Origin of the sequence: Amycolatopsis sp. AA4 (genome assembly GCF_002796545.1) — a bacterium.
Taxonomy (GTDB): Bacteria; Actinomycetota; Actinomycetes; order Mycobacteriales; family Pseudonocardiaceae; genus Amycolatopsis.
Map to the genome: position 1 here is coordinate 5424198 of NZ_CP024894.1, position 16610 is coordinate 5440807.

The following is a 16610-nucleotide window of genomic DNA, read 5'->3' on the forward strand; positions in this document are numbered from 1 at the left end:
CGTCTGCTGGGTGACCAGCGACGAGGAGTTCGGCGCCCAGCTCGAACGGCACCGCCGTGAGATCCGCGTGCACTGCTACCGGATGAGCGGTTCGTTCGAGGAGGCCGAGGACCTCACGCAGGAGGCGTTTCTCCGGGCCTGGAAAGGCCGTGCGGGCTTCGCTGGGCGCGCGAGCGTGCGGACCTGGCTGTACCGGATCGCCACCAACGTCTGCCTCGACGCGCTCGCCCGGCGGCCGCGGCGCGCGCTGCCGGACGAACTGGGCCCGGCGGGCGACCCGGCCGGCGAAATCTCCGCGCTCGACGTTCCATGGCTCGGACCGTTCCCCGACCTGCTGCTCGACCCCGCGGCGCCGGACGACCCCGGCGCTGCGGTCGTCGAACGGGAAACCATCGAACTGGCGTTCCTCGCCACCATCCAATTGCTCCCGCCGCGGCAACGGGCCGCGCTGCTCCTGCGCGACGTGCTCGATTGGTCCGCAAAGGACACTGCGGAACTGCTGGGCACTTCGGTGGCCTCGGCGAACAGCGCGCTGCAGCGAGGGCGGGAGACGTTGCGCGCCCGGCTGCCCGCCCGACGCGCCGAATGGTCCGCTCCGGACAGCACGACCGCCGAGGAAACGGCGCTGCTGCGGAAGTTCATCGCCGCCTACGAATCGGCGGACGTGCAGGCGGTGGCCGCTGTGTTGAGCGAGGACGCACGCGCGGTGATGCCGCCGTACCCGTTGTGGTTCGACAGCCGTGATCGGATTCTCGGCGCGCTCAGGCCGAGTTTCGATCCGCAATCGCCGCACTACCGGGGCAGTTTCCGGATGGTGCCAGTGCGCGCCAACCGGCAGCCCGCGGTCGCCGGATATCTGCGCCGGCCCGGCGAATCGGTTTATCGCGCTTTCGGCGTCTGTGTCCTCACCGTGCGAAACGGACTGGTCACCGCGATGGCCGCGTTCGAAACCGCGGCATTGGCGCCGTATGGACTCGCCGAAACGTTCGACGCATAAAAAACGCCCGGGCGGCGATCGCGGGTGTGCGATCGCCGCCCGGGCGCAACCACCGAGTTCCGGGCTTTGCGGCCGGTCGTGGTGGGGGAAACTGCTAGCGCCCTCGCCGCCGGGAAATGGTCACCGGCTCGCGGTCAGGCGACTCGATGCCGTGCGGCGGCGGAGCCGGATCGAACCAGCTTCCGGCGCTCCAGCTCGGTGGTTCCCCCGAAGATCCCGTTGCCGAGACCGTTGTCGAGAGCATAGGAAAGGCATTCCGCGCGGACCGGGCATCGCGCGCAGACCGCCTTGGCCTTCGCGACCTGCTGCGCCCCCGGACCCATGTCGGAAATCGGGAAGAACAGTTCCGGGTCCTCGTCCTGGCACGCCGCGCGGGCGAGCCAGCTGGTGGCCGTGAGTTCCATTGTTGCTTTTCACCTCCTGTCCTCAGTGTCGAACCGTGGTCAACCGAGTTCTCCGCGCGCACGGGCACGCCATGCCTTCGGAGGGTGTTCGGTGGGCTTTTTCGGCCGAAGCGCCCCGGGCCGCGAAGGACCCGGCGGACGACCGGCTTTCCAAGTTACCACCGATCACCGCCCGCGCGGGGAATTTCGATTCAGCTCACATCGCGGACGCGGTTGCCGCCGGACGTGCTACGGCCCCCGCGCCCGGCGCTCCCCGGCGCCGGAGAGCCCGGGTTTTCCTTGTCCGCGCACCATTTCCCCCTTCCGCCGCGCTCGCGGGCGAGTTGCCCGTCCTGGCCAGGTACCCGCCAGCCCCGACCCTAACCACATTTCCGTGACCCGATCGTTACATCCCGCGGGCGCGTCACCGCACCTGTTCGGCAAGGGCGGGATCGGGAGGGGGTGCGCGTGGCGGGGTTCGACGGCTTTTTCCGGGGCGATTTCCCTCGCCTCGTGGCGTTCCTGTGCGCGGGCGGGCTGGGGCCGGGCACCGCGCGCGAGGTGGCGGTGGAGGCGTTCGTCCAGGAAACCGGGACGTGGCCGCCGCCGGGCGACCCGCGCGTGGCGGTGCGGCTGACCGCCTCCCGGCTCGCCGCAGAGCAGACGTGGTTCGACGGCGGCGCCCCGGCCGAGGATCCGCCGGACGACCGGCTGGCCGAGGTCGTGGAGCGGAACGCGCGCGGGGTCGAACTGCTCGCGACGCTGCCGGAAACCCAGCGCACGGTGCTGACCTGGGCGCTCGACGGGTTCTCCCCCGCCGCCATCGCCTCGGCGCTCGGCATGGCGGGCACCACAGTCCGGTCGAATCTGCGGCACGCCCGGGAACGGCTGAAAAACCGGCTCGGCCTGGCCGGGCGCGAGGAGGCCTTGATGACCGTACTGCGCGAAGCCGAAGCGGCGCTGGTCAACGCGCTGCGCTCGGCGCTCGACGTCGAAGAGGCCTTGACCCGCGTGAAAACCGAGGCGACCGCCTTGGCCGCGCCCCGCGTCCCGGCCGGCCGATTCGGCTTCGACGGCCCGGTGCGCGCCGCGGTCGACGGCGATCCGGACGCGACGCAGGACCTGCTCGCCGCGGTGCAGCCGCTGATCGTGCGCTACTGCCGGGCCCGGTTGGGCGGTGCCGACGCATATTCCTCGGCGGACGACGTCGCGCAGGAAGTCTGTCTGGCGTTGCTGACGGCGCTGCCGGGCTACCGGAACCAGGGGCGGCCGTTTCTCGCTTTCGTGTACGGGATCGCGCAGCACAAGGTGGCGGACGCGCACCGGGCGCACGCGCGCAACCGGACCGAAACGATGGCCGAGCTGCCGGAGGCGATCGATCTCGCCGACGGGCCGGAGGAACGGGCGCTGCGGTCCGAGCTGAACCGGCATCTCGCGCGCCTGCTGCAGCTGCTGCCGGAACGACAGCGGGAGATTGTGTTGCTGCGCATAGTAGTCGGACTCTCCGCCGAAGAAGCCGCCGAAGCCGTCAGCTCGACCCCAGGTGCGGTCCGGGTCGCGCAATACCGCGCACTGCTGCGCCTTCGCTCAGCCCTCGAACGACGACGCAACTGACCCGATCCGCGCCACCACGAACTCCGCCAGCGCTGCCACCGGGCCCTCGCCGCCGTCGCGCGAAAGCAGGATGAAATCCACGTCACCCGGGTCCGGCAGGCCGAGTTCGGCGGGCAACTCGACGAGGTCGGACGGCACCAGGCTCCGCGCGTGCACGGTGATCCCGAGTCCGGCGGCCGCCGCCGCGCGCAAGCCGGTCAGGCTCGAGGTCTGGCAGGCCGCGCGCCATTCCAGCCCGGCGCGTTCCAGCGTTTCCACCGCCAGCTGCCGCGTGACCGACGGCATCGGGTACTGCACCAGGGGCACCGGTTGGCCGGGCGTGAGTTCCGTCGCGGCCGAGCCGATCCACACCAGCGGTTCGCGGCGCAGCAGCCGTCCCGGGCCGGGCGCGCCCGGGCGGCGTTTGCCGAGCACCAGGTCGAGGCGGCCGTCGGCGATCCGGCGGGCGAGCACATCGGACAGTTCCACGTGCAGTTCGACGTCCACCAGCGGATGGCTTTCCCGCAGCCGCCGCAGGATTTCCGGCAGCTCGCCGAGCGCGAAGTCCTCCGACACTCCGAACCGGACCCGGCCGCGCACCTGCGCGCCGCGGAAATGCCGGGCGGCGCGGTCCTCGGTGTCCACAATGGTCTGCGCGAACCCGAGCATCGCCTGCCCGCGCGCGGTCAGGTCGACCGCGTGCGTGTCGCGGGCGAACAGCAGCCCGCCCGCGTCGGCTTCGAGCCGCCGGACGTGCTGGCTGACTGTGGGCTGCCCCACCCCCAGCCGCCTCGCCGCGGCCGTGAAGCTGCGGGTTTCCGCCACAGCGAGGAAAGAACGGCACAATCGCGGATCCAGCATGCGGCACATCTTATCGGGTTTCGCAATGACAGTCAGTACGGTCATCGGGGTTCCGAATGACCGGCGGCGACGAGAGAATGGCCGGGAAAGGAGTTCCATGACCACCGTGCTCGCCTCGCTCGCCCGCCCCGTCTCGGCGGTTCTCGCCAAGCTGCGGATCGACCCGTTCATCGCCCTGATCCTCGTCACCGTAGGCATCGCTTCGCTGCTGCCGGCGTCCGGCGCGGCCGCGACCGGGTTCGGCGTGGTGACCAAGATCGCGGTCGGGCTGCTGTTCTTCCTTTACGGCGCGAGGCTTTCCAGCCAGGAAGCGGTCGAGGGGATGCGGCACTGGCGGTTGCACGTCACGGTGCTCTGCGCCACTTTCGTGCTGTTCCCGCTGCTGGGGCTCGCCGCGTCGTTCCTCTCCCCCGGGCTGCTGACGTCGCCGCTGTACACCGGCGTGCTGTTCCTCTGCCTGCTGCCCTCGACCGTCCAGTCGTCGATCGCGTTCACCTCGATCGCGAGGGGCAACGTCGCGGCGGCGATCTGCAGCGCGTCGCTGTCCAACCTGCTCGGCATCGTGCTGACGCCGCTGCTCGTCGCGCTGCTGCTGGCCACCGACGGCCCCGGCGTGAGCGGTTCGGCGGTGCTGGACATCGTGCTGCAGCTGCTGGTGCCGTTCGTCGCCGGGCAGCTCGCGCGCCGCTGGATCGGCGGGTGGGTGCAGCGGCATTCCGCCCCGCTGAAGATCGTCGACCGCGGGTCGATCCTGCTGGTCGTGTACACCGCGTTCAGCGAGGGCATGACCGAGGGCATCTGGCACCAGCTGGACCTCGGCCCGCTGCTGGCCCTGGTCGCGGTCTGCTGCGTCCTGCTGGCGGCGGTGCTCGCCGCGACGAGCGGCGGCGCGCGGCTGCTCGGCTTCGCCCGCGCGGACCGGATCACGATCATGTTCTGCGGTTCGAAGAAGAGCCTGGCGAGCGGCCTGCCGATGGCGACGGTGCTGTTCGGGCACGCCGAGGTCGGGCTGATCGTGCTCCCGCTGATGCTGTTCCACCAGATTCAGCTGATCGTGTGCGTGGCGATGGCGCGTCGGTACGCCCGGCAGGCGGCCGCGGAGGAACCCGGGGAACTGGCGCCGGTCCGCTGACGCCGGCCGGACCCGTGCTCGCGAGAGCCGGAGACCCGCTGGCGGCCGAAAACCAGTGGAGCCGCGCCCGTGCCCGCCGCTACTGTCGCTCGACCAGTGTCGGCTAGGCGAGGACGTGCCGTTGTACATCGCGTGAGGCATCCCAAGCTCTGATTTCGTCGCGCGCCGCGATTGAGCGCCGCGCTTCTTCGTGCTGCGGAATTCTCACTGGATCGGTGTACTCCTGTGCTCTATCACTGGACAGTCCTGCCCACTCGCCTGCCGCTCGTCCGGAGGCGCTGCCATACCTGTTCGTCCGGGCTTTTCCGGGCGGACGGCAAGTTCCGGGTCAACGCCAACCACAAACTCATCGACGCCTGGCTTCTCGTGCTGTGCACCGGCTGCGGGGAAACGGCGAAACTCACCGTGTTCGAACGGGCGAAGGTGCGCTCGGTCAGCCCGGTTCTGCTGGATCGCTTGCACCACAACGATTCCTCCCTCGCCGCCGAACTGCTCCAGGACCCGGTCCTGCGCCGGCGCAACCGCGTCGCGCTCGACTGGGACGACGCCTGGCGGCTCGACACCGATGGTCTGGACCATCTCGACCAGGACGCGATCGACGTCTCGGTCGGCTTCGCGGCCCGGATCCCGGTCCGGCCGGTGCGGCTGATCGCCGAGGGCTGCGGGCTCGCCCGGGCCGAAGTCGAGCGGCTGCTCGCCGAGGGGAAGGTGGTGTCGGCAGTCCGGCTGGGCGGCAAGCTCTCCGGCGACTTCGCCTTCACCCTCAAGTACTGAGCGCCGTGAGGGGAACCCTGAGGGACTCAGAGTCCCTCAGGGTTCCCCTCACGGACAGCTCCGGAGCCACCCGGTCTGTCCACAACGGACTGCTCGAGTCCGCTCCCGGCTTCCGCTCGCATGAGCGCGAACCGCGAACCCGGGCAAACAGCGGTGCCTGAACGGGCAATCGTGCGTAACCGGTGGCGGCGCACCGCGTTGCCGCGCCCAGCGGCCCCCGGGTGGCGCAGCGGCTTGCCCCGCCGTCCGTGAGCTGGTGTTCAGAAGGGAACAACGCGGCGACAACCCGTAGACCGGCGCTTACCGTAAGTCCGCAGTCTCCCCGTGCTCTGTCGTATCGGCCGAACGAAGGGCATCCGCGGCGACATCGGCGGCCTGGCAGGCCAGTCCGTCATATCCGGAGAACCCGACCAGAGGAGAAAGCATGGCTTCGCAGGACGGCGCCCGCGTCGACACCAGCGTCATGCGCAAGGGCGCGCAGACGATCAGCGACACCGGGCAGAACATCACCGGCGTGAACCAGAAGGTCGACGGCACCATGCAGACGCTGTTCGGCACCTGGCGGTCGGACTCGGCGAACGTGTTCAACCAGGCCATGGGCCAGTTCGACCAGACGGTCCGCAAGATCGTGCAGAAGCTGGACGAGCTCGCGCAGAACGTGCAGACCTCGGCGAGCGAGTACGACAGCCGGGACTCGGACAACACCTCCACCGCGCACAACGCGGCCGCGGTCATCGGCGGCGGCGGCCTGCAGGGCTTCTGATCCCCTTCCTTCCCACGAAAGGACCTCTCCCATGGCTTTGGGCCAGTTCCAGATCAGCTTCGCGACCATGCAGGACACCGTCGGGCAGGCGAAGCAGCAGTCCAACCAGATCACCGAGCTGCTGGACCAGATGAAGGCGGTCATCGAGGGCCAGCGCGAAAACTGGACCGGTGTCGCGGCGGACATGTTCCACGAGACCTACACCTACTGCCACCAGGCCGCGCTCACGCTGCCGCAGGCGCTCGACGCGGCCGCGCAGACCCTCGGCCAGATCAACGAGGGCACCTCGAACACCGAGGGCAACAACGCCAAGCGGTTCGCCGCGAACTGACGCCGCCGCTTCGGCGCGACTGACCAGAAAGGAGGGTGACCGGCCATGGTTTCGTTGGGTGACACCGATTACGGGATGCACAACGATTCGTCGAACAAGCATCAGACCACGTCGGCGGACGGCAAGTTCCACAGTCCGGGCGACCAGACGCCGCCGGACGTGAAGAACGAGTGGATCCCGCCGGGCGACGTCGGCAAGCCGCCGCCGGTGCCGGGCGGCGCCGAGCATCCGGGCAGGGGCGTCACCGCGGTCAACACCGAGGCGATGCGCACGTTCGCGAAGAACATGCAGGCGCTCGCGGACGGGCCGCTGAAGGATCTTCCGGCGAAACTCGACGGGATCCAGCTCAAGCCCGGCGTGTTCCTGACGGCGCAGGAAAAGATCTTCAAGCCGATCCAGGGCACGAACGCGCTGCGCGACACCACCCGCACCGCGATCCACGACCTCTGCAAGGCGCTCGACGAGGTGGCGGACGCGGTGAACAAGGCCTCGAAGGCGTACGACAGCGCCGACGAGGTCAACAAGATGTCGGCCGACGACTACAACCAGTATTTCAACACCGTCAGCGGCCACATCACCGGCGCCGGTCAGAAACCCTGACCGGACGGGCGGCGGTCTCTCCAGGTTCGAAGCGATCGAGGGAAGATGGCGGACGACAACACCAACGGGTTCACCTCGGACGACGACGGGGTCTGGCCGGACACCACGAAGACCGGCAACCAGAACACCACTGGTGACCCGTCGAAGGATTTCGACGGCCTGACGTGGAAGCAGATCGAAGCGGCGATCCTCGGCGGCGGTTCGCTGTCGGGCGGCCAGGACAACCTTGACAAGGCCTACGGCAACGTCAACTGGCAGTCGCTTCAGGACGCGGCCGGGGTGTTTCAGGAGACGCAGCAGAACCTCGCGATGGTCGCTCAGTCCATTCAGGACCAGACCGCCGCCCTCGCCGGACCCGACGGTCCGTGGAAGGGCGACGCCGCGACGAAGTTCAAGGACATGATGACCGCGCTGGGCAACAAGTTCTCCGATCTGGCGGACCGGATCGGCGACGGCGGCGGGTCGAACAACGTGCCGAACAATCTCGTCAATTCCGCGGCGTATCTCAAGTGGGCGCAGGACACGATCCGGTACATCGACAGCTATTACGCCAGCCAGGTCCTCGCCCAGGGCAGCAAATACCATCTCAGCGACGGGCGCGCGTACATCTCGCAGTTCCCCGAAGCCGTCGAGATGATGACCAACGACATGCGCAAGGTGGGCGGCCAGCTCGCGCAGAAGTACAACACCGTGCACGTCAACTCGGGCACGACGACCCCGCCGCCGACGCCCGGTGGCGGCGACAGCAACACGCCCAAGCCTCCTCCCCCGCCGCCGCCTCCTCCGCCCCCGCCCACTCCTCCGCCGCCCCCGCCGCCGGTGACGGCTCCCCCTCCGCCGCCGGTTTCTCCTCCGCCGCCTCCGGTGACGCAGCCGCCGCCCGTGTCGTCGCCGCCGGGCGGCGGCGGCAATGGCGCACCCCCGCCGCCGGTCAACAAGGCTGTGATTCCGCCCCCTCCGAACGGCGTGAACGGTCCCGGCGGGAACGACGTGCCGCCGCCGTTGAAGAACGCTGTCGTGTCGCCTCCGCCGGGCGACCTCAATGGGCCTGGTGGAAACGGCACGCCACCGCCGCTGAAGAACGCCCTCGTGACACCTCCACCGGGCGACCTCAACGGACCCGGCGGGAACGGCACGCCACCGCCGCTGAAGAACGCCCTCGTGACACCTCCGCCCGGCGACCTCAACGGACCCGGCGGGAACGGCACGCCACCGCCGCTGAACCCTGCCTCCATTCCGCCGCCGCCCAACGGGGTCGGCGGGAACAATGCGAAGCCGCCGTCGGTCAAGCCGCCGGCCATTCCCGCGCCTCCGGGGGACCGTACGGAGGTTCCGCCGCCTCCGGGCGCGCCGGGCGGGAACAACCTCAAGTCGCCGTCGATCCCGCCGCCGCCCGGGGCCTCGGGCAACAACCTGGGCGGGCACGTCGACCCGCCCTCGATCCCCGCCCCGCCGGGAAGTTCCGGCGGGTCCGGGCACGTCAACCCGCCTTCCATTCCGGCCCCGCCGGGAAGCTCGGGCGGGTCCGGACACGTGAACCCGCCGTCGATCCCGGCCCCGCCGGGCGAGTCCGGCGGTCACCTGGCGAACAACGCCCTCAACCCGGCGCACCTGCCGCCGGGCCTGAACACCCCTCCGGGCAACCAGACCCCGGGCGGCAGCGGCATCCCGATGATGCCGCCCGGAGGCATGGGCGGAGGCGGCGGGCTGAACCCGCCGTCCGCGGAACGTCCGGATTCTTCCGGGTTGCTCGGCAACATCAAGAAACCGTGGATCAGCCCCCCGCCGGAGGGCATCGGCAACCCCGACGCCCACGGCGACACACCACCGCTCCACTCCGCCAAGTGGGCCCCGCCGCCCGGCGCGAGCGATAACGGACCCGGCGGGCTCAGCAACAACCTCAGCGGCCCAGGCGAAAGCGGCCCGGGCGCGATCAAGGGCCTCAGCGAGAGCGACCTGCCGAAACTGCCGGACCCCGTCGGCAATCACGAGCAGCTCCCCGGCGGCGGCACCCCGCCGATGGTCCCGCCGGGCGGGATGGGCGGCGGCAGCGGACTCAACACACCCGCCGCCGAACGACCGGACTCCTCCGGACTGCTCGGCAACATCAAAAAACCCTGGATCAGCTCCCCGCCGGAGGGCATCGGCAACCCTGATGCGCACGGCGAGACACCACCGCTTCACTCCGCCAAGTGGGCCCCGCCGCCTGGTGCGAGCGGCAACGGCGCGCTCGGCGACGGCGTCAGCGGCCCGGGCGGCGGAGAGCCAGTCGGACCGGGGGTGAAGGGACTCGGCGAGAGCGACCTGCCGAAACTGCCGGATCCCGTCGGCAACCACGAGCAGCTTCCGGCCTCGGGAACGCCGCCGATGGTCCCGCCCGGCGGCATGGGCGGCGGCAGCGGACTCAACACACCCGCCGCCGAACGACCGGACTCCTCCGGACTGCTCGGCAACATCAAAAAACCCTGGATCAGCCCCCCGCCGGACGGCATCGGCAACCCCGACGCCCACGGCGACACACCACCCCTCCACGCCGCCAAGTGGGCCCCGCCGCCCGGTGGAAACGGCAACGGCGCGCTCGGCGACGGCGTCGGCGGCCCGGGCGGCGGAGAGCCAGTCGGACCGGGGGTGAAGGGACTCGGCGAGAGCGACCTGCCGAAACTGCCGGATCCCGTCGGCAACCACGAGCAGCTTCCGGCCTCGGGAACGCCGCCGATGGTCCCGCCCGGCGGCATGGGCGGCGGCAGCGGACTCAACACACCCGCCGCGGAACGTCCGGATTCGGCTGGGCTGCTCGGCAATGTGCAGGAGCCGTGGACCGCGGACTTGCCGGACGGCATCGGCGACCCGAGCGCGTTCGGGGAGACGCCGCCGAGCGAATCGGCGGAATGGGCGAAAGACACTCCCACATTCGCGCCCGGCGGCGGGACGAACCCGACCATCGCCGGACTGCCCGGCAACATCCAAGAGCCCCGGACAGCCACCCCGACAGTCGGCGTCGGAAGCCCCGGCGCGCAAAGCGAAACCCCGCCGAGCACCGGGGCGAAGAACCACCAGATCCCAAGCCCTGGCCTGCCCATGGTCCCGCCCGGCGGCGCGGGCGGCGGAGCGAACACCCCCGCCGCCGAACGACCCGACTCCGCCGGGCTGCTCGGCGACGTCCAAACACCCTGGGCAGCGACCACACCGACCGGCGTCGGAGATCCCAGCGCACCAGGCGAAACCCCGCCGAGCGCGTCGGCTGAGTGGGCTCCGGTGAACACCGCCGCGGGCAACGGTGTGAAAGCCCCCGACTCCGCGGGGAAGCGCAGCGAAACTCAGCCGTCCGTCCTGGCCACGCTGGAGTCAAGGCAGACGAGCACCGGAAACCCCGAAGACGTCCGGATCGCCGTCGTCCAGCCGCTCGACCACGAGGACACCTCGGCCTGGGACGTCGGCACCGCCGATTTCCTCCCCGCCCTCCTGCCGGTCACCACGAAAGCCGAGGACCGAGCGCAGGAAATCACCACCGACCACGTCCAGCGCAGCGACGAACCCTGGCGTCCGGACGAAGCGCTGGCCACCTACCAGCGAGTCCGCGGCGGGCCGGCCGAGTTCGTCCCCGACGAGTTGCCCACCTGCGGCGACGCTCCCGAACCCCTGGAGCCCGAACCGGAGACGGCAGAACCCGAGGAAGAAGAAGAGGAACGCACCATGGCCGATCTGCTCCGGCAGGACGATTCGGCCTGGGGCGAGCCCGCGCGCCGCGGCACGCCGGGGGTGCTCGAATGAGTACGGAAACCGTCAAGCGGGGGCCGCGCGCGGCCGGTCCGGAAATGCCTGAGGGGCAAGAAGAACTGCAGGAACCGCCCGTCATGGCGGAACCGGCGGCGCGCGATTTCAACTCGCTGCTGATGATGCTGCCGATGGCCATCGGGTCGCTGGTGATGGTGCTGGCGTTCTCCGGAGTCGCGGGCAGTTCGCCGTTCACCTACGTGATCGGCGGCGGCATGGGCGTGTCCATGATCGCGATGAGCCTCGGGCAGCTGTCCCGCGCGGCCGCCGAGCGCAAGCGCAAGATGCAGGCCGAACGGCGGGATTACCTGCGCTACCTAGGCCAGATCCGGGAGCGGGCGCGTTCGACCGCCGAGGACCAGCGGCACGCGGTGGCCTGGAACAACCCGGCCCCGGATTCGCTGTGGTCGCTCGCGATGGGGCCGCGGCTGTGGGAACGCCGGATCAGCCACGAGGACTTCGCGCGGGTGCGGATCGGGCTCGGCACGCAGCAGTCGGCGCTGGAACTGGTGCCGCCGGTGACCAAGCCGATCGAGGACCTCGAACCGCTGTCGGCGATTTCGCTGCGCCGGTTCACCGAGACCTACCGCACGCTGTCCGGCATCCCGACCGCGGTGGGGCTGCGGAGCTTCACCAGCGTCGAGTTCGACGGCGATCCAGAGGCGGCAGTCGCGCTGGTCCGGGCGATGCTCGCGCAGCTGGTCGCCTTTCATTCGCCGGACGAACTGCGGCTCGCGGTGCTCACCACCGAGGCCGCGCAGGCGCAGTGGGACTGGGTGAAGTGGTTGCCGCACAACAACCATCCGACCCTGCGCGACGCGGCGGGCCCGCTGCGGCTGCTCGCCGCCGACCACGACGAGCTGATGGACCTCCTCGGCCCGGACGTGGCCGATCGCGACGACCACGACAAGACCGTCGGGCCGACGACGACCGAACCGTTCGTGGTGATCGTCGCGCATCTGGCGACGATCCCGGAGTCCTCCCGGCTGGTCGGCGCGGGCCTGCGCAACGTGGTGCTGCTCGACGTCACCGGCTCGCTCCCCGGCGGCCCCAAGGTGCTGCGACTGACCACAAAGGACGATCTGGTCGAGTTCCCGGCGGGCAGCGGCGTGGGTTCGGCGACCCGCGACGAGCTTTCGGTGACCCAGGTCGAAGGGCTCGCGCGGCTGCTCGCGCCGAAGCGGACCAGCGGCACCCTCGAGATCGCCGACCAGCCGCTGGAAAGCGACTTCGGCCTGACCGCGCTGCTCGGCATCAAGGACGTGCACACGTTCGACATCCCGGCCCAGTGGCGGCCGCGAACGGCGCAGCGGGCGCGGATGTCGGTGCCGATCGGCGTGACCGAGGACGGCGAGATCGTCGAGCTGGACCTGAAGGAATCGGCGCAGGGCGGCATGGGCCCGCACGGGATGCTGATCGGCGCGACCGGGTCCGGCAAGTCGGAACTCCTGCGCACGCTCGTGCTCGGGCTGGCCGCGACGCATTCGTCGGAGATCCTGAACTTCGTGCTCGTCGACTTCAAGGGCGGCGCGACGTTCCTCGGGATGGACCGGCTGCCGCACACCTCGGCGACGATCACCAACCTCGCCGACGAACTGCCGCTGGTCGACCGCATGCAGGACTCGCTCAACGGCGAAATGGTGCGGCGGCAGGAACAACTGCGCGCGAGCGGCTACCCGTCGCTGTACGAATACGAAAAGGCGCGCGCGGCCGGCGAACAGCTGGCCCCGATGCCGACGCTGTTCCTGGTCGTGGACGAGTTCTCCGAACTGCTGAGCGCGAAACCGGAGTTCATGGAGCTGTTCGTCTCCGTCGGACGGCTGGGCCGCAGCCTCGGCGTGCACCTCCTGCTCGCCTCGCAGCGGCTCGACGAAGGCCGCATCCACCGCGTCGAAGGCCACCTCTCGTACCGGATCGCGCTGCGCACGTTCTCCTCGATGGAGTCCCGCAGCGTGATCGGCGCGGGCAGCGCCTACGAACTGCCGCCGGAGCCGGGCAACGGCTACCTGAAGATCGACACCACGAACCTGGTGCGGTTCAAGGCCGCCTACGTCTCCGGTCCGGTCCCCGCGGGCAACGGCGAGAACTCCGCGGTGGCGGCCGCGAGGGCCAGCCGGGAGGTCGTCCCGTTCCGCACCGAGGCCCATCCGGCGAAGCTGATCGTCCGCGACGACGAACCGGAACCGGCCGAGAAACAGTCCGATGTGGACGCATTGGAGGCCGCCGTGCCGGGCGGGCCGACGCTCGCCGACGCGTTCATCGACCGGCTGGCCGGCGCGGGCCCGGCGGCGCGCCAGGTGTGGCTGCCGCCGCTGGCCGAATCGCCGAGCCTGGACTCGCTGCTGCCGAGCGTCACGCCGGACCCGGTGCGCGGGATGGCGGTGGCCGACCCGGCGCACTGGGGCAGGCTCCGGGTGCCGATGGGGATGATCGACCGGCCGTTCGAGCAGGTCCGCGAGCTGCTGACGGCGGACCTGTCGTCGGCGGCCGGGCACGTCGCGGTGGTCGGCGGGCCGAAGACCGGCAAGTCGACGCTGCTGCGCACGCTCGTCCTGGCCCTCGCGATGACGCACACCCCGCAGGAGGTCCAGTTCTACGGGCTGGACTTCGGCGGCGGCGGGATCATGTCGCTGTCCGGGCTGCCGCACGTCGGCTCGGTCGCCACCCGGCTCGAACGCGACCGCGTCGTGCGGACCATCGAGGAGATCTCGCAGGTCATGGAGGGCCGCGAGACGCTGTTCTCCGAGCACGGCATCGAATCGATGGACTCCTACCGCGCGTTGCGCCGCAGCGGCCGGATCGAGGATCCGTTCGGCGACGTCTTCCTGGTGGTCGACGGCTGGTACAGCCTCAAGAACGACTACAGCGACCTGGAGCAGAAGATCGGCGAGCTGGCCTCGCGCGGGCTGTCCTTCGGCGTGCACGTGGTGATCGGCGCGACCCGCTGGTCGGAGATCCGGCCGTACCTGCGCGACCTGCTGCAGACGCGGTTCGAACTGCGGCTCGGCGACCCGATGGAGTCGGAAATCGGTTCCCGCAAAGCGAAAACGGTGCCGAACCAGCCGGGCCGCGGCCTGACCCCGGACGGTCTGCACTTCCTCGCCGGGCTGCCGCGGATGGACGGCAGCGGGAACACCGACGACCTCGCGGCGGCGGCCAAGGCGGTCGCCGAAGAGGTCCGCCTGTTCTGGCCGGGCGCGCCGGCCCCGGCAGTACGGCTGCTGCCCGCGAAACTGCCGATGGCTCAGCTGCCCGCGCCGGACGGCGACCTGCGGATCGCGCTCGGCCAGGACGAACAGCGACTGCTGCCGGTGTGGCACGATTTCGCGGCCACTCCGCACCTGCTCGCCTTCGGCGACAACGAAACCGGCAAGACCAACCTGCTGCGGGTCGTCCTGCGTTCGGTGCTCAGCCGCTACTCGCCGAGCGAGGCGAAGATCGTGCTGGCCGACCCGAGCCGCCAGCTGGACGCCGAAGTGCCCGAGGCGTACCGCGTCGGGTACGCGACCACCACCGAGGCGCTGCAGGAACTGGCCCAGCAGGCCAGCGTTTCGCTCACTCCGCGGGTCCCGGACCAGACCATCACCGCGGACCGGCTCAAGCGCCGCGACTGGTGGACCGGCCCGCGGCTGTTCTTCGTGGTCGACGACTACCAGCTGCTGACCAGCGGCATGGGCTCGCCGCTGGAGCCGCTGTTGTCGTTGCTGTCGCAGGGTTCCTACATCGGGTTCCACCTGATCCTCAGCCGCAGCACGTCCGGCGCGATGCGCGCGCTGAGCGACTCGGTGGTCCGCCGGATCTGGGAGCTCGGCAGCCCGGGCGTGGTCTTCTCCTATCCCAAGGAGGAGGGCAAATTCCTCGGCGAGGCGGCCCCGCGCCAGCTGCCCGCCGGCCGCGCGCAGCTCGTCACCCGCCGCGGCGTGAAGCTCGTGCAGACCGCGATCGCGGAAGAAGACCGGACCGGCGAGGGCTGGTCCTCCCTCGCGACGACCGAAAGGGGCGTGCGATGACCGCGTCGACCGGCGAACTGTGCCGGATCACCGTGTACGGGCCGCAGGGCCGGGCGGACCTGGCGGTGCCGATGTCCGTCCCGCTGACCAGCCTCCTTCCGGTGCTGCTGGAGCACACCGGCGGCCGCGACGACCTCGGCGAGGCCTGGGTGCTGCAGCGGCTCGGCGAGGAGCCGCTGGACGCGTCGGGCACCCCGGAGTCGCTGGACTGGAAGGAAGGCGAGGAATTCCACCTGCGCCCTCGCACGGACCCGTTGCCGGAACTGGATTTCGACGACATCGCGGACGGCATGGCCACCGCGGTGAGCCGCCGTCCCGGCCGCTGGCGTCCGGAGTTCAACCGCGGCCTGTTCCTCGGGTTCGCGATCTTCTCCCTCGTGGTGCTCGCCCGGGTGCTGCTGTACCCGGGTTCGGCCGGGCTGACCGCGATCGGCGGCGGCGTGGTGTCGCTCGGGCTGCTCGTCGCGGCCGTGGCGACCGGGGTGCGTTCGGACGACAAGGCGCTGCTGACGTTGCTCGGGCTCGGCGGGTGCGGGTTCGCGTTCCTCGCCGGCGCGGTCGCGGTGGCCGGGCTCGAGCCGGCGTTCGACCTGCAGGGCACGCCGATTCTGACCGGCTGCCTGACTTTCGCGCTGGCCGGCGGTCTCGTGCTCGGCGGGCGGGCCGCGTGGGCGCACGCCATCCCGTTCGTGCCGTTCGGCGCGGCGGCCGCGACCGGGCTGGCCGGCGCGCTCTCGCTGTGGCTGCACCTCGGCGCCGGGTTCACCGCCGAACAGGCGGCCGGGCTCGTGTCGTTCGTGCTGGTCGGGCTGATGGTGTTCGCGCCGCGGATCGGCATCCGGTTCGCCCGCATCCGCGGTCCGCAGCTGCCGCGTTCGGCCGGGGAACTGCAGTACGACATCGAGCCGATGCCCGCCGCGCAGATGGTGCACCAGACCGGATACGCCGACGGCTACCTCACCATCGCCTGCCTCGCCGCCACGGCCGTTTTCACCGGCTGCTTCCCGTTCCTGGTCGGCCGCGGGCTGTTCACGACCGTCCTCGGCGGGCTGGTGTCGGCGGCGGTGCTGATGCGGTCGCGGGCGCTGCTCGGCGTCTGGCAGCGGGTTCCGCTCGCCGTCGCCGGGGCGATCGGCCTGGTGCTGCTCGGGCTGTCGCTGATCCAGCCGCTGCCCGTCGCGTGGCGCGGCGCCTGTCTCGCCGGGCTGTGCCTGGTGTTCTTCCTGCTCCTGCTGGCGATGCTGCGCCCGCCGCCGCGGCGGCTGCTGCCGATCTGGGGGCATCTGGCGAACTGGCTGGAAACGCTGAGCGCGGTGGCGATGATCCCGATCCTCCTGCAGCTGTTCGGGGTCTACGCGTGGGCCGTCGGGCTCACCGCTTGAGCGAGAAGGA

General features: G+C 70.8%; 12 protein-coding genes. 10 read left to right on the plus strand and 2 right to left on the minus strand.

The genetic code is table 11. The features are described from left to right. Nucleotides 1-10 precede the first annotated feature (10 nt). Nucleotides 11-997, plus strand: coding sequence for an RNA polymerase subunit sigma-70 (locus CU254_RS25120; protein WP_009080565.1), 987 nt, complete (start codon nt 11-13; stop codon nt 995-997). A 134-nt stretch (nt 998-1131) separates the two neighbouring features. Here CU254_RS25120 and CU254_RS25125 read toward each other — a convergent pair whose 3' ends face one another. Then, nucleotides 1132-1401, minus strand: a complete 270-nt coding sequence (locus CU254_RS25125; protein ID WP_009080567.1) for a WhiB family transcriptional regulator — start codon at nt 1399-1401, stop codon at nt 1132-1134. A gap of 447 nt (nt 1402-1848) precedes the next feature. On the opposite strand from CU254_RS25125, the gene shbA reads away from it, so the two are divergent. Further along, nucleotides 1849-2994, plus strand: coding sequence for an RNA polymerase sigma factor ShbA (gene shbA / locus CU254_RS44815; protein WP_100266870.1), 1146 nt, complete (start codon nt 1849-1851; stop codon nt 2992-2994). Here the strand turns inward: shbA and CU254_RS25135 are convergent. After that, the gene (locus CU254_RS25135; protein WP_037717909.1) at nt 2968-3834 is read right to left on the minus strand and encodes a LysR substrate-binding domain-containing protein; all 867 of its coding nucleotides are present in this window, start codon (nt 3832-3834) and stop codon (nt 2968-2970) included. The two genes, shbA and CU254_RS25135, sit on opposite strands and share 27 nt — an antisense overlap. Nucleotides 3835-3931: 97 nt before the next feature. Between CU254_RS25135 and CU254_RS25140 the strand changes: the two genes are divergently transcribed. The 8 genes from CU254_RS25140 (at nt 3932) to eccD (ending at nt 16600) form a co-directional block, all read left to right on the plus strand. Further along, nucleotides 3932-4966, plus strand: a complete 1035-nt coding sequence (locus tag CU254_RS25140) for a bile acid:sodium symporter family protein (protein ID WP_009080572.1) — start codon at nt 3932-3934, stop codon at nt 4964-4966. 225 nt (nt 4967-5191) lie between these two features. Next, entirely contained in the window at nt 5192-5740 is a 549-nt protein-coding gene (locus tag CU254_RS25145; RefSeq protein WP_009080574.1) for a DUF1062 domain-containing protein, read from the plus strand. A 424-nt stretch (nt 5741-6164) separates the two neighbouring features. Continuing rightward, nucleotides 6165-6503, plus strand: coding sequence for a WXG100 family type VII secretion target (locus CU254_RS25150; RefSeq protein ID WP_009080576.1), 339 nt, complete (start codon nt 6165-6167; stop codon nt 6501-6503). 31 nt (nt 6504-6534) lie between these two features. After that, entirely contained in the window at nt 6535-6834 is a 300-nt protein-coding gene (locus tag CU254_RS25155) for a WXG100 family type VII secretion target (RefSeq protein ID WP_009080578.1), read from the plus strand. Between the two features lie 45 nt (nt 6835-6879). Continuing rightward, the gene (locus CU254_RS25160) at nt 6880-7434 is read left to right on the plus strand and encodes a hypothetical protein (RefSeq protein ID WP_009080580.1); all 555 of its coding nucleotides are present in this window, start codon (nt 6880-6882) and stop codon (nt 7432-7434) included. A 45-nt stretch (nt 7435-7479) separates the two neighbouring features. Continuing rightward, the gene (locus CU254_RS43775) at nt 7480-11205 is read left to right on the plus strand and encodes a WXG100 family type VII secretion target (RefSeq protein WP_199841087.1); all 3726 of its coding nucleotides are present in this window, start codon (nt 7480-7482) and stop codon (nt 11203-11205) included. Then, nucleotides 11202-15218, plus strand: a complete 4017-nt coding sequence (gene eccCa, locus CU254_RS25180; RefSeq protein WP_050788272.1) for a type VII secretion protein EccCa — start codon at nt 11202-11204, stop codon at nt 15216-15218. Before CU254_RS43775 ends, eccCa begins: the two co-directional genes overlap by 4 nt. After that, complete coding sequence (gene eccD, locus CU254_RS25185) at nt 15215-16600, plus strand: type VII secretion integral membrane protein EccD (protein ID WP_009080588.1); 1386 nt, start codon at nt 15215-15217, stop codon at nt 16598-16600. The genes eccCa and eccD overlap by 4 nt, the downstream gene beginning before the upstream one ends. Nucleotides 16601-16610: the final 10 nt, after the last annotated feature.